The organism is Mesorhizobium sp. M2A.F.Ca.ET.046.03.2.1, assembly GCF_003952425.1.
In the GTDB taxonomy this organism is placed as follows: domain Bacteria; phylum Pseudomonadota; class Alphaproteobacteria; order Rhizobiales; family Rhizobiaceae; genus Mesorhizobium.
Map to the genome: position 1 here is coordinate 4,267,867 of NZ_CP034449.1, position 12,644 is coordinate 4,280,510.

The 12,644-nt window shown below is 65.2% G+C and carries 12 protein-coding genes and 1 riboswitch; of the genes, 6 read left to right on the forward strand and 6 right to left on the reverse strand.

The annotated features are described in order from the left end of the window. Positions 1–37 precede the first annotated feature (37 nt). Positions 38–805, reverse strand: coding sequence for a hydroxyacylglutathione hydrolase (gene gloB, locus EJ072_RS20355; protein WP_126081006.1), 768 nt, complete (start codon positions 803–805; stop codon positions 38–40). Between the two features lie 135 nt (positions 806–940). On the opposite strand from gloB, the gene EJ072_RS20360 reads away from it, so the two are divergent. The 3 genes from EJ072_RS20360 to EJ072_RS20370 all read left to right on the forward strand — a co-directional run bounded on the left by EJ072_RS20360 (position 941) and on the right by EJ072_RS20370 (position 4,501). Then, positions 941–1,717, forward strand: coding sequence for a methyltransferase domain-containing protein (locus tag EJ072_RS20360; protein ID WP_126081007.1), 777 nt, complete (start codon positions 941–943; stop codon positions 1,715–1,717). A gap of 101 nt (positions 1,718–1,818) precedes the next feature. After that, positions 1,819–3,642, forward strand: a complete 1,824-nt coding sequence (locus EJ072_RS20365; RefSeq protein ID WP_126081008.1) for an ABC transporter ATP-binding protein/permease — start codon at positions 1,819–1,821, stop codon at positions 3,640–3,642. Positions 3,643–3,700: 58 nt separating this feature from the next. Further along, entirely contained in the window at positions 3,701–4,501 is an 801-nt protein-coding gene (locus tag EJ072_RS20370; protein WP_126081009.1) for a DUF1194 domain-containing protein, read from the forward strand. Between the two features lie 16 nt (positions 4,502–4,517). On the opposite strand, the gene EJ072_RS20375 is transcribed toward EJ072_RS20370, so the two are convergent. The 3 genes from EJ072_RS20375 to EJ072_RS20385 all read right to left on the reverse strand — a co-directional run bounded on the left by EJ072_RS20375 (position 4,518) and on the right by EJ072_RS20385 (position 7,485). Next, positions 4,518–5,447: a glycosyltransferase family A protein gene (locus EJ072_RS20375; protein WP_126081010.1), complete on the reverse strand. Its 930-nt coding sequence runs from the start codon at positions 5,445–5,447 to the stop codon at positions 4,518–4,520. A 257-nt stretch (positions 5,448–5,704) separates the two neighbouring features. Then, complete coding sequence (gene metW, locus EJ072_RS20380) at positions 5,705–6,319, reverse strand: methionine biosynthesis protein MetW (protein WP_126081011.1); 615 nt, start codon at positions 6,317–6,319, stop codon at positions 5,705–5,707. Continuing rightward, positions 6,316–7,485: a homoserine O-acetyltransferase gene (locus EJ072_RS20385; RefSeq protein WP_126081012.1), complete on the reverse strand. Its 1,170-nt coding sequence runs from the start codon at positions 7,483–7,485 to the stop codon at positions 6,316–6,318. Before EJ072_RS20385 ends, metW begins: the two co-directional genes overlap by 4 nt. A gap of 96 nt (positions 7,486–7,581) precedes the next feature. Further along, positions 7,582–7,659: riboswitch (SAM riboswitch) on the reverse strand. 145 nt (positions 7,660–7,804) lie between these two features. On the opposite strand from EJ072_RS20385, the gene hisC reads away from it, so the two are divergent. Both hisC and EJ072_RS20395 read left to right on the forward strand, forming a co-directional pair. Next, a complete protein-coding gene (hisC, locus tag EJ072_RS20390) occupies positions 7,805–8,908 on the forward strand; it encodes a histidinol-phosphate transaminase (protein WP_126081013.1) in 1,104 nt (367 codons plus the stop codon). 5 nt (positions 8,909–8,913) lie between these two features. Then, positions 8,914–9,849: a prephenate/arogenate dehydrogenase family protein gene (locus EJ072_RS20395; RefSeq protein WP_189343059.1), complete on the forward strand. Its 936-nt coding sequence runs from the start codon at positions 8,914–8,916 to the stop codon at positions 9,847–9,849. 118 nt (positions 9,850–9,967) lie between these two features. Here EJ072_RS20395 and EJ072_RS20400 read toward each other — a convergent pair whose 3' ends face one another. Beyond that, positions 9,968–10,912: a sugar kinase gene (locus tag EJ072_RS20400; protein WP_126081015.1), complete on the reverse strand. Its 945-nt coding sequence runs from the start codon at positions 10,910–10,912 to the stop codon at positions 9,968–9,970. A gap of 7 nt (positions 10,913–10,919) precedes the next feature. Next, positions 10,920–11,918, reverse strand: a complete 999-nt coding sequence (locus tag EJ072_RS20405) for a DUF2125 domain-containing protein (RefSeq protein WP_126081016.1) — start codon at positions 11,916–11,918, stop codon at positions 10,920–10,922. A gap of 117 nt (positions 11,919–12,035) precedes the next feature. On the opposite strand from EJ072_RS20405, the gene EJ072_RS20410 reads away from it, so the two are divergent. After that, entirely contained in the window at positions 12,036–12,572 is a 537-nt protein-coding gene (locus EJ072_RS20410; protein WP_126081017.1) for a gamma-glutamylcyclotransferase, read from the forward strand. The last annotated feature ends 72 nt before the right edge of the window (positions 12,573–12,644 follow it).

Sequence of the window (12,644 nt, forward strand, 5' to 3'; positions counted from 1 at the left end):
GTCTTTGGTTCGACGCATGTCGCTTTATGCGGTGGAGTTAGAAATTATCTTTGCGCTTGCGGATCTCGGCAAACACCTCGGCGTCGCCGGCTTTCTCCATGCCGAGATGCTTGCGGATCGCCGGGTCGTGCCAGCGCAGGAACGGGTTGGTCGACAGTTCCTCGCCGATGGTCGTCGGCAGCGTCGGCTTGTTGTCGGCGCGCAGCGCCTCGATCCTTGCCGCGCGCTGCCTCAGCAGCGGATTGCCCGGGTCGACCGTCACCGCGAAGCGGGCATTGGCAAGTGTGTATTCGTGGCCGCAATAGATGGCGGTTTCCGCAGGCAGCGCCGCCAGCTTCTTCAACGATTCATACATCACCGGCGGCTTGCATTCGAACAGGCGGCCGCAACCCAGCGCGAACAAAGTGTCGGCGGTGAAGGCCACTTTCGAGGCCGGCAGGTGGTAGGAGACATGGCCGGCGGTATGGCCGGGCGTCTCGATGACCTCGATCCGTTCCTCGCCAAGGCGCACGACCGAGCCCTGGCTGACCGTCTCGTCGATGCCGGGAATCTTTGCCTTCTCGGCTTCCGGGCCAATAATGCGCAGCTTGAAGCGCTCCTTGAGCGCCAGATTGGCCTCGACGTGATCGGCATGATGGTGCGTGGTGAGGATCAATGTCGGCGTCCAGCCGGTGCGCTTGATCGCCGCAAGGATCGGCACTTCTTCCGGCGCGTCGATGATCGCCGTCTCGCCGCTTTTGGGATCGTGGACCAGCACGCCAAAATTGTCCGTGCGGCACATGAACTGCTCGATCTCTACGGCCATCGGCATCTTTCTCCATTATCGCCGCAGACATAGGGCGACCGGCCGCCGATGTCATCCGGGTTTATCGAACTTGGCGCGTTTATCGAACTTGCGCCTTTGTTGAACTTGGCAGGCTTCACGGCTACCGTCCCGCGCATGCATTCGGACATCGTCGACCTGCGTTCCTTCTACTCGTCCACGCTCGGGCGTCTCGCCGAGCGCTCGATCACCATGGCGCTGTCGTCCATCTGGGCAACTGTCCCCAACGAGCGGCTGGTCGGCCTCGGCTACGCGCTGCCATGGCTGGAACGCTTCGGCACCGATGCCGAGCGTGTCTTCGCTTTCATGCCGGCAACGCAGGGCGCTGTGGTATGGCCGGCGTCAGGACCGACGGCGACGGCGCTGGTCTTCGACGAGGAACTGCCGCTGGTCGATTCCTGCATCGATCGCGTGCTCCTGGTGCATTCGCTCGAGCACGCCGAAAACCCGCGCGAGACGCTGAACGAAATCTGGCGCGTGCTGTCGCCGGCGGGCAGAGTCGTCATCGTCGTGCCCAACCGGCGCGGCGTCTGGGCGCGCTTCGAGCACACGCCCTTCGGCAACGGCCGGCCGTTCTCGCGCGGCCAGCTGACCGAGTTGCTGCGCGAGGCGAACTTCACCCCGGCGACCTGGAGCGATGCGCTGTTCTTCCCGCCGTCGCCGCGGCGTTTCATGATGCGGTTCCACAATGTGCTGGAGCGGGCCGGCCGCCGGTTCTGGCCGATCTTTTCGGGCGTCATCGTCGTCGAGGCGCAGAAGCGGCTCTACCAGGGCGTGCCGGTCGCCCAGCGCGCCTCGCGCCGCGTCTTCGTGCCAGTCTTCTCGCCACAGGGCGCGACGCGGCTCGGACGCAAGGCGGCGGACGTCGCCGCCCGACGGGTGACGCGTTCGTGATCGGTGTCGCGCCTTGTCCTTTACCCCCATCGCCACCCTATCTGAGGGAAAGCTTCGCGGCGCGGCTCCGTTGATCGCGCCCGAAATCAGGGATGTCCTTTATGGCTGACCAAATGGACTACAAGCCAGGCGCCGAGCAGGCTGCGTTCTCGATCGAGACCAGCAGCCTTTCCGACCAGCTGGCCACGATACGCATGGCGCTGAAGACCTCGCCGGTGCGCCGGCCGCTTGCCTGGGTCAGTGTCGGCATCGTCGCCGTCATCATCGCGACCTCGATCGGGCAGGTTCTGCTCAACCGATGGAACCAGCCTTTCTACGATGCGCTGGCGCGGCGCGACCTCGGGGGCTTCCTGCACCAACTGATGATCTTTGTGGAAATCGCCGGCAGCCTGCTGGTGCTCAATATCGGCCAGACGTGGCTCAACCAGATGATCCGGCTGAAGCTGCGCGAGGCGCTGACGCTCGACCTCATCGATGAATGGATGGCGCCGGCCCGGGCCTTCCGGCTCGCCCATGCCGGCGCCATCGGCGTCAATCCCGATCAGCGCATGCAGCAGGATGCCGCCCATCTGTCGGATCTGTCGACCGACCTTGGCGTCGGCCTATTGCAGTCCTTCATCCTGCTGGCGTCCTTCGTCGGCGTGCTCTGGCAGCTCTCTTCCGGCTTCGTCTTCCATATCGGCGGCCATTCGATCACCATACCGGGCTACATGGTCTGGGCTGCGGTCCTTTATGCCGGCATCGCGTCCTGGCTGAGCTGGCTGGTGGGCCGGCCGCTGATACGCTTCAACAGCGACCGCTACACCCGCGAGGCGGAGCTGCGCTCCTCGATGGTCCGGGTCAACGAGAATGTCGATGCGATCGCTCTGGCCCATGGCGAGGCCGATGCCAGGCGCCAGCTGGAGCTCGACCTCGGCACCGTGCTTGGCGCTATGCGGCGTATCTACAGCGCCCAGATCAACCTTTCCTGGGTCACCGATGCCTATGGCTGGATCACCGTGGTAGCCCCGATCCTGGTGGCCGCGCCCGTCTATTTCGCGGGCGACATCAGCTTCGGCGGCTTGATGATGGCGGTGGGCGCTTTCAACCAGGTGAATTCCTCGCTGCGCTGGTTCATCAACAATATCGGCGCCATCGCCGACTGGCGGGCAACGCTGATGCGCGTCGCCGACTTCCGCATCGCGCTTGGCGAAACGGACATCCTGCACGACAAGGAAAAGCGAATCGAGGTCGGCGAGAATCCGGACGGCAAGCTGACATTCGACGAGCTCGAAGTCGCCTCGCCCGACGGCTGCACCCGGCTTGCCGAGACGAGCGTCGAAGTCCATCCGGGCGAGCATGTCATGATCACTGGCGATCCGCGCGCCGGCAAGACGCTGTTCTTCCGCGCCCTTGCCGGCCTGTGGCCCTGGGGAGGGGGCCGCATCGGCATGCCCGACGGGGAGAAGCCGTTCTTCGTACCGCGCACGCCCTATTTCCCGCTCGGTTCGCTGCGCGATGTGCTGAACCACGCCGAGGGCGTCAAGATCGACGACGCCGAGATCAAGGCCGTGCTCGGCGAGGTCGGGCTGGAGCGCCTGTCGTCCCAGCTCGACCGCTCGGCGCGCTGGGAGCGTGAGCTGGCGGACGACGAGCAGCGCCTGCTGGCGTTTGCCCGGCTGGCGCTGCGGAAGCCGAAATGGGTCATCATCGACGAGGCGCTGGACACGTTGGACGGCGCGACGCTGCGGCGCGTGCTGGCGATGCTGCAGGCCAGGCTCCCGGATGCAGCAATCCTCAATATCGGGCGCGGCCTGCACAACAACCAGTTCTTCCCGAGGGCCTTCACCATCGTCAAGGACGTCTGCGGCCCGGCGCTCAAGCCGGCGCGCGTCCGCGCCGGAGCGATCGAGCCGCCGCCCCAGGCGGCGCGCCGCAAGAAATAGCTTTATTTTGCCGCGATCGCCGGGAAGAATCGCCGGCGTCGACAGAACGCCTGCAGCCATGCTCGAGATGCTCAGCCTGCTTGCCTGTTTCGCCTGCGCCGAGGCGGCTTCGTTGCCCGCGCCTGGCGGCGGCACGCCGGTCGATGTGGAGCTGGTGCTTGCCGTCGACATTTCGCAGTCGATGGATGAGGAGGAGTTCGCGCTGCAGCGCGCCGGTTATGTCGAGGCGCTGCGTCATCGCGATTTCATCAACGCGGTTCGTTCGGGAACGAACGGGCGCATCGCGCTTGCCTATTTCGAATGGGCAGGGGTGGTTCGCGACGACGGCGTCATCGCCTGGCAGGTCATTGACGGCGAGGGCAGCGCCAACGCCTTCGCCGACAAGATCGCCTCCCGGCCGTTCCGGAGCTTTCGCGGCACCTCGATCTCGGGCGCGCTGGGCTTCGGCACCGGGCTCCTGGAGAAAAGCGCCTTTTCGGCGCCGCGCAGGGTCATCGATATATCGGGCGACGGCCCCAACAATACCGGACGGCCTGTCGCCGCGATCCGCGATGCCGCCGTTGCCGAGGGTATCGTTATCAACGGCCTGCCCATACTCATCAGGCCGTCGCCGAGCGTCAGCCGCCTCGACCGATACTATGCCGATTGCGTGACCGGAGGAGACGGTTCCTTCGTGCTGCCGATCTACGCGGCGTCCGAATTCTCGACCGCCATCCGCCGCAAGCTGATCCAGGAGGTGAGCGGCCTCGCCGACGCCAGATCCATTCGCGTCCAGGATGCAGCGCCCGTCGATTGCCTGCTGGGCGAGCGCCTGCGGCAGCGGTTCTCCGATCCGTATTTTCCGGAACTCGACCGATAGCGGTCTTGCGGCCGCATCAGACCGCGCGGGGGCCGTATTTGGCGCGGAACTCGTCGTAACAGTCGCGCCGCCAGCGGCGGCCGATGACATAGCCGCGCAGCAGTTGCGGCAGCGAATAGCCGAGCGCGTTTGACGAGCGGTTGGCTAGGTAGCCGGAAAAGGCCTGCTGCAGCCGGCCCTTCAATGTGTCGGCGATGATCTGGCGAGCGATCATAAAGGGCGGGACATCGGGATAGCGGTCGGCGATATAGGGATGCTTGTCGATCAGGTTGGCATAGGCCGCGACATAGCCGTCGCGCCGGCGGGAGATCGAGTTCTCCGAATTGTACTTCTTCCAGTCGATGTCTTCGGACAGCTGGGCGCCGCCGCGGCGGGCAAAGCGCAGCAGAAGGTCGAGATCCTGCATGCGCGTGATGTCGCTGTCATAGCCGCCGATCGCCAGCAGCGATACGTGCCTGGCGGTGATTGCCGAGCCGGCGATGAAAATAGTCTGCGAGACCAGGGCGCGCTGCAGCGCGCTTTTATCAAGAAAGGCCTCGCGGTTGATGCATTTGGTGCTGCGGCTGCCCTTCAGCGACAGGAACGAGCTGATCAGGACCTCGAGCGAGGGATTCTGGTCGAAGCGCGCCAGCGTCCGCTCCAGCCGGTCCGGCAGATAGACGTCGTCCGAATCGAGGAAGGTCACCACGGGCGCCCGCGCGCGCTCGATGCCCGCGTTGCGGGCGGCATTGGCGCCGCGCCATTTGGCGCCGACATAGATCAGCCTCGGGTCACGGATCTCGGCCAGCGCGGCGGCCGTCCCGTCGGTCGAACCGTCGTCGACCACGATGTGCTCGAAGCGGGTAAGTGTCTGCACCAGAACGCTTTTCACCGCACGTACGACCTGACTGCGCCGGTTATGGGTCGGCGTGATCACTGAGATCAGCGGAACGTCCTGGTTCGACATCGGGCTGCCACCGGTCGGATCTGGCGCGTGTCGGATGGGTTTGATGGCTATGTTTCCCACCTGTGATTTGCGGTCGACGCTACAAAAAAGCCACCTGTGTGTCACGCCGAGCCGGCCGAGAAATGCGAAACGGGGGGCTTTTCCGCAACGTTGCGGTTTGATGGCAACACAATCGGCCTTCCGGTCCGCGGAGGCCGTCCGCCGGCAAGAGCCGGCGGTGAGAATCATGCGTTCATGGAACCGATCGCGCGGCGGCGTCAGCGCCTGAGCAGAAACACCGCTTGCTGGCCGAAGAAGTTCCAGAACCACCACGGCATCGACAGGCCGATCTTCTGGCCGTTGGCGTCGAGCGCGGTCGCCTTCTCGACGGTCGCGCCAAGCTCTTCGCACAGGTTGACGAAGTCGCGTATGGTGCAGAAGTGGATATTGGGCGTGTCATACCAGGAATAGGGCAGGTCCTTGGTGACCGGCATCCTGCCTTTGGTCAGCAGCGAAAAGCGCACGCGCCAGTGACCGAAATTGGGAAAGGAGACGATGGCGCGGTTACCGATCCGAAGCAGCTCATCGAGCACCACCTTCGGGTTGCGCGTCGCCTGCAGCGTCTGCGACAGCACGACGAAATCGAAGCCCTTGTCGGCATAGAATTTCAGATCCGTGTCGGCGTCGCCCTGGATCACGGAGAGGCCGCGCGCCACGCATTCGTTGACGCCACGCTGCGACAGTTCCAGCCCGCGGCCATCGACCTGCTTGGTCTCCTGCAGCAGTTCCAGGAGGACGCCGTCGCCCGAGCCGACGTCGAGCACGCGCGACTTGGCCGGAATGAGATCGGTGACGACTTCGAGGTCGACACGCTGGGCGCGGTTGACGCTCATAGGCTGAGCCCCCTTGCGCGTGCTGCCGAACCGATGAAGCCGTTGATGGCCGCGAACAGCTCCGGCTCGTCGAGCAGGAAAGCGTCGTGGCCGCGATCCGTCTCGATCTCGACGAAGGAGACGGAAGCGCCCGCCGCGTTCAAGGCATGCACGATCGAGCGGCTCTCCTCGGTCGGGAACAGCCAGTCGCTGGTGAAGGAAATCAGGCAGAAGCGCGTCCTGGTCCCGGCGAAGGCATCGGCGAGGCGCCCGCCGTGATCGGCGGCAAGATCGAAATAGTCCATCGCGCGGGTCAGATAGAGATAGGAATTGGCATCGAAGCGGTCGACGAAGGTCATGCCCTGGTGGCGCAGATAGCTCTCGATCTGGAAATCGGCGTCGAAGCCGAAGGTGAGCGCCTCGCGGTCCTGCAGGTTGCGGCCGAACTTGCGGTGGAGCGCCGCTTCCGAAAGATAGGTGATGTGGGCGGCCATGCGCGCGACGGCGAGCCCCTTTTCCGGGCGCTTGCCGAACTCGAGATATTTGCCGCCATGCCAGTCCGGATCGGCCATGACCGCCTGCCGGCCGACCTCGTGGAAGGCGATGTTCTGCGAGGAATGGCGGGCGCCGGTGGCGATCGGCAGCGCCGAGAAGACCCGCTCCGGATAGCTCGCCGCCCATTCCAGCACCTGCATGCCGCCCATCGAGCCGCCGAGCACGCAAAATAGCTTTTCGATGCCGAAATGATCGACCAGCATCGCCTGCGCGCGCACCATGTCGCGTATGGTGATGATCGGCAGGTCCAGGCCGTAAGGCTTGCCGGTCGCTGGATTGGTCGAGGCCGGGCCGGTCGAGCCGAGGCAGCCGCCGATGACGTTTGCGCAGATGACGAAGAAGCGGTTGGTGTCGATGATCCTGCCGGGACCGATCAGCACTTCCCACCAGCCCGGCTTGCCGGTCACCGGATTGGTGTTGGCGACGTGCTGGTCGCCAGTCAGGGCATGGCAGACGAGAATGGCGTTGGAGCGCGCGTCGTTCAAGCTGCCGTAGGTCTGGTAGGCGATCTGGAAAGGCGAGAGCAGCGTGCCGGCGTCGAGCTTCAGCGGCTTGTCGGGGCCGAACTGCAGCACCGGGCTCGACGGATGGTCGGCCTCGTCGTTGGTTCTTGCAGCGCGCTGAGCGGCCATGTCCGTCCTCGATCCTGTCCCGCATCGGTCTCGACACGACGCAGTGTCCGGCCGGCGGCGGACAACAAAAAACCGGCTTGCCGTCGCAAAGCCGGTTACAGGTTGCAAACGGCCCTTTAGCGAGTTGTTTAACGTGGCTGCAAGCCGACCGGCCAAATCACCACGGAAGTCTGGCTGACCTTCTAGGACCGGAGCCGCTGTTCGTCAACGGGGGTAGCCTCTATGCCGACAGGGGCTGCCGCAGCGCCAGCACTCGACATTGCAGCCCGTGGCCTGTATTTCCGCTGCGGCCTTGAGGCCTTCTCGACGGATTTGTGACATGAAGCAGGATCAGCCCCGTCCGACGCCCCGCGTGGGCATCATGGACATCGAGGCCTATGTGCCGGGAAAAAGCAGCGCGCCGGCCGGCGTGACGAAAGTCTACAAGCTGTCGTCGAACGAAAATCCCCTGGGGCCTTCGCCGAAGGCGATCGAGGCCGCGCGCGAGGTGGCGGCGAAGCTCGACGTCTATCCCGACGGCACCGCGCGGCGGCTGCGCGAGGCGATCGGCGAGGTGCATGGGCTGAACCCTGCGAACATCATCTGCTCCAACGGCTCGGACGAGATCCTGGGGCTTCTGGCGCAGACCTATCTCGCGCCGGGCGACGAGGCCGTGTTCACCGAACACGCCTTCATGGTCTACAAGATCTACATCCAGGCGACGGGCGCCAAGCCGGTGGCGGTGAAGGAAACCGACGAGCGCGCCGATGTCGACGCGATCCTCGCCGCGGTTACGCCCAAGACGCGTATCGTGTTCCTTGCCAATCCGAACAATCCGACCGGCACCTACCTGCCGTTCAGCGAGGTGCGGCGGCTGCATGCCGGCCTGCCGAAGAACGTGCTTCTGGTGCTTGATGCGGCTTACGCCGAATATGTGCGGCGCAACGACTATGAAGCCGGCATCGAGCTTGCCGGCAGCGCCGAGAACGTGGTGATGACACGCACCTTCTCCAAGCTCGGCCTCGGCGGGGCGCGCGTGGGCTGGATGTACGGGCCGGCGCATATCGTCGATGCCATCAACCGTATTCGCGGCCCCTTCAACGTCAACGCCACCGCGATCGAGGCTGGCATCGCCTCCATCCGCGACCGCGCCCATATTGAGCGCAGCGTGACGCATAACGAGAAATGGCTGACATGGCTCAGCGCGGAGCTGACCGGGCTCGGCCTGCGCGTCACGCCCAGCGTCGGCAATTTCGTGCTGATCCATTTTCCCGACGACAAGGAACATTCGGCGGCGGCCGCGGACGATTACCTGAGCGCGCGCGGCTATATCCTGCGCCGCGTCACCGGCTACGGCTTTCCCAACGCGCTGCGCATGAGCGTCGGCACCGAGGAAGCCAACCGCGGCGTCATTGACGCGCTGAAGACCTTCCTGAAAAGCTAGACACCATGGCATCACCGATGTTCGAGAAAATAGCGCTGGTCGGCATCGGCCTGATCGGCTCGTCGCTCGCCCGCGTCATCCGCCGTGAAGGCCTGGCGCGTCATATCGCCATCGCGACGCGCAGCGCATCGACGCTGAAGCGCGCCGAGGAGTTGGGCCTTGGCGATTCCTACACGACGGAGGCAAAAGAAGCGGTGGGCGATGCCGATCTCATCATCGTCTCGGTCCCGGTCGGCTCGTCCGGCGAGGTCGCGGCCGAGATCGCGCCGGCGCTGAAGAAGGGCGCCATCCTCACCGATGTCGGCTCGACCAAGGCTTCCGTCATCGCGCAGATCGAGCCGCACGTGCCGGAAGGCGTGCACTTCATTCCCGGTCATCCGCTGGCCGGCACCGAAAAGTCCGGACCCGATGCGGGCTTTGCCGATCTCTTCGAGAACCGCTGGTGCATCTTCACGCCGCTGCCGGGCACCGATCCCGCCGCGCTCGAGACGCTCTCGGAATTCTGGCGGCGCTGCGGCTCCAACATCGATACGATGGACCCGCAGCATCACGACATGACCTTGGCGATCGTGTCGCACCTGCCGCATATCATCGCCTACAACATCGTCGGCACGGCGGACGATCTGGAAGCGGTGACCAAGAGCGAGGTCATCAAATATTCCGCCTCCGGTTTCCGCGATTTCACCCGCCTTGCTGCCTCCGATCCGACGATGTGGCGGGACGTGTGCCTGCACAACAAGGACGCGATCCTGGAGATGCTGGCGCGGTTCTCGGAAGATCTGGCCTCGCTGCAGCGGGCGATCCGCTGGGGCGACGGCGAGAAGCTGTTCGATCTCTTCACCCGCACGCGCGCCATCCGCCGCTCGATCATCGAGGCCGGCCAGGATATCGATGTGCCGGATTTTGGCCGGCAGGCGGTCGAGCATCCCAAAGGGAACTGATATTCAGGTGAGGCCGGCCTGCGAATGCCGGCTTCCTGCGCTTCCGGTGCTCACGTATTAAAGTACGCTCCGCTCCGGTTCTCGGAAGCCACCATTCTCGACTCGGCCTGACCTGATCTCAGCTCCCTTTGCCTCTTCGGACTGGCGGCCAGTGCGCCGCCATCATGGCGAGCGTCTCGGCTCTGTCCGGCGCGCCCAGCCTGCCGCCGAAGCGCAGGCATTTGAGCGCGGCTGCGGCGCTGGCGAAGCGCAGGGCCTCTTCCATCGGCATGGCCTCGGCGAGGCCGACGGCAAAGGCGCCGTGGAAAACGTCGCCGGCGGCGAGCGTATCCACCGCCTTGACCTTCGGTGCCTCGACATGGCGTACGCGTCCGGTCGCCCGGTCGTGCCACCAGGTTCCAGCGGCGCCGCCGGTCACCGCGACAAAGGCATCGGTGCGCGAGGCGAGGTCGGCGCAAGCGCTTTCCGGGTCGAGCGCATGGCCGCAGACGATGCGCGCCGCAGGCTCGGACGCGACGATATGCGAGGCCGACGGCAGAAGCTGCTCCAGCACCTCGACGGGTGCTGTATCGGCATCCAGGATCGCCGGACGGCCGATCGATCGGGCAGCGCTCAGAGCGAGCGCCGCGGCGCCCGGCCAGCGGACATCGACCAGAACGGCGTCGAAGCCGGAGAGGTCGGCGAGCGGCAGCGTTTCAGGATCGGCCTGCGCCTTCTTGTCGTAGAAGGGGACGATGATGCGCTCGCCATACGCATCGACCACGATCGCGGCCAGCGCCGAACGCGCGCCGGGAACCCGGCGGATAAGGCTGCAGTCGATGCCTTCGGCCTTGATGTCGGCGATCAGCTGGTCGCCGACCGGATCGTCCCCCGCGCTTGCCCATAGCGAGACCTCGGCGCCGAGGCGATGCGCGGCGCAGGCGGCGCTCGTCGCCATGCCGGAAGCGATCTGGACGCCGTCGCTGGCGATGAACTTGCCCTGGTGCGCGGGCAGCGTCTCGACTCGGAGAATGGTGTCGAGGGTGAAGGCTCCGACGCTGAGCAGTCTGACCGGCTTCGCCATCGTCGTGTTACTCGAGCGGCTTGATCTTGCCGAGCGGAATGAAGCCGAGCGAAGCCTTACCCTTGACGATCTTCAGCGGCATCGACGGTTCCTTCCCGAGCATGGCCAGGGCGGCAAAACCCTGCTCGATTTCGCTTTTATGCTCGGGAACGGCCCCGGCGAGGATGGCCGCCACCGCTTTCGGGTCCTTGAGCTTGATCATCAGGTCCCCGTCGACCAGCCCTTCCGCATCGACGGAGACCGGTCCGGATACGGTGATGCGCGCGGTTCCCGACGACAGGTCGAGTTTGGTAATGTCGATCGACTGGCCGCGCAGGCTTTTCGGCGGGGCCGAGATCAACGCCACGCCGTTCTTCAGCGTCACGTCGCCGGTGCCGTCCAGCGCCGGCAGCACGCGTCCCTCGATAGCGTCCGCATTGATCTCCAGATCGCCGAAGCTGCCGACATAGTTGATGTCCTGGCCGGCCGGCTGCAATTGCCCGGCCGCCTTGCCGGCGCTAAACAGCTGCATCGGATCCGTGTCGTCCTGGGGGTCGGTCTGACCGTTCAGGCCCTCAGCCTGCAGCGAGACACTGCGCGGCAGCGGCCACCACACTTTGACCTTGGCCTGCAACTGGTCCCAGTCGATCCAGAGCGGCGGCATGCCGGGCGCGATCGTGCGCAGCGGCCCGCGCAGATCGGCGACCGGCGACAAGGGGCCGGTGATCGCGGCGACGGCGTTGAAGCTCCCGGTAGACGCAGCGACTTTCCGGGCGTCGTCCTCATAGGCGATGTTGTCGCAGGAGACCGTGAAGCTCATCGGAAAACCGCTGACGGTGAGGTTGGCGCAGCCGGCGGCGATCCCCTTGCTGCCCAGCCGCGCCACCGCCTGGTCGGCTTCGGTCTTGAGCCTTTCGGCGAGATAGAACCAGCCGCCGCTGTAGAAGGCGAATAGCACGGCGATGAACGCCGCGAGCCAAAGCAGCCGGCGGCGGGGTTTGGGCGATCGCTCGTCACTTGACGTCATGCTGCGGCTCTCGTTAACCCCGGCGTGCAGGCGTTTGCTTCACGCAAACAAGCGGGGGACAGAAGAAGCACTCTCCGGTGCGGTGTCGTTCACTCGAATGCGATCAGGCTTGGCGATATGGGCGATTTTTGGGTTTTTGGCTATGGCTCGCTGATCTGGCGGCCCGGATTCGCCCATGTCGAGACGCGCCGCGCCCGGCTTTACGGCTACCGCCGCTCGCTTTGCGTCTATTCCTTCGTGCATCGCGGCACGCGCGCACGGCCGGGTCTGGTGCTCGGCCTCGACCGGGGCGGCTCCTGCATCGGCCTCGCCTACCGCGTCCCCGGCAATCTGCGCGACGAGGTGCTTTCCTACCTGCGCGAGCGAGAGCTGGTGACCAGCGTCTATCTCGAACGCATGCTCGATGTCCGACTGGGCAGGGACGGGAAAGGAGAGGGCGTTTCGGTCGAGGCGGTCGCCTACATCGTCGACCGGCGGCATGAACAATATGCTGGCGCGCTCGATGCCGATCACGCGGCAAGGATCGTTCGCGGCGCCGTCGGCCAGTCGGGCCGGAATGAGGATTATGTGCTGAGCACGCTCGAGCATCTCGAGGCGCTCGGCATCCGCGATCACTGGCTGGAAGAGGTGGGCCGTCAGGTCTCGTCTTCGTGAAGTGCTGGTCCGATCAAAAAGCAAACCATGCCTTTGACCTCGGCCGGCCACGACCTAGCTTAGCGGCATCCC

Excerpts from the sequence above, each read along its gene's own strand:
- gloB (WP_126081006.1), bottom strand. The coding sequence starts at position 805 with ATGGCCGTAGAGATCGAGCAGTTCATGTGCCGCACGGACAATTTTGGC.
- EJ072_RS20360 (WP_126081007.1), top strand. The coding sequence starts at position 941 with ATGCATTCGGACATCGTCGACCTGCGTTCCTTCTACTCGTCCACGCTC.
- EJ072_RS20365 (WP_126081008.1), top strand. The coding sequence starts at position 1,819 with ATGGCTGACCAAATGGACTACAAGCCAGGCGCCGAGCAGGCTGCGTTC.
- EJ072_RS20370 (WP_126081009.1), top strand. The coding sequence starts at position 3,701 with ATGCTCGAGATGCTCAGCCTGCTTGCCTGTTTCGCCTGCGCCGAGGCG.
- EJ072_RS20375 (WP_126081010.1), bottom strand. The coding sequence starts at position 5,447 with ATGTCGAACCAGGACGTTCCGCTGATCTCAGTGATCACGCCGACCCAT.
- metW (WP_126081011.1), bottom strand. The coding sequence starts at position 6,319 with ATGAGCGTCAACCGCGCCCAGCGTGTCGACCTCGAAGTCGTCACCGAT.
- EJ072_RS20385 (WP_126081012.1), bottom strand. The coding sequence starts at position 7,485 with ATGGCCGCTCAGCGCGCTGCAAGAACCAACGACGAGGCCGACCATCCG.
- hisC (WP_126081013.1), top strand. The coding sequence starts at position 7,805 with ATGAAGCAGGATCAGCCCCGTCCGACGCCCCGCGTGGGCATCATGGAC.
- EJ072_RS20395 (WP_189343059.1), top strand. The coding sequence starts at position 8,914 with ATGGCATCACCGATGTTCGAGAAAATAGCGCTGGTCGGCATCGGCCTG.
- EJ072_RS20400 (WP_126081015.1), bottom strand. The coding sequence starts at position 10,912 with ATGGCGAAGCCGGTCAGACTGCTCAGCGTCGGAGCCTTCACCCTCGAC.
- EJ072_RS20405 (WP_126081016.1), bottom strand. The coding sequence starts at position 11,918 with ATGACGTCAAGTGACGAGCGATCGCCCAAACCCCGCCGCCGGCTGCTT.
- EJ072_RS20410 (WP_126081017.1), top strand. The coding sequence starts at position 12,036 with ATGGGCGATTTTTGGGTTTTTGGCTATGGCTCGCTGATCTGGCGGCCC.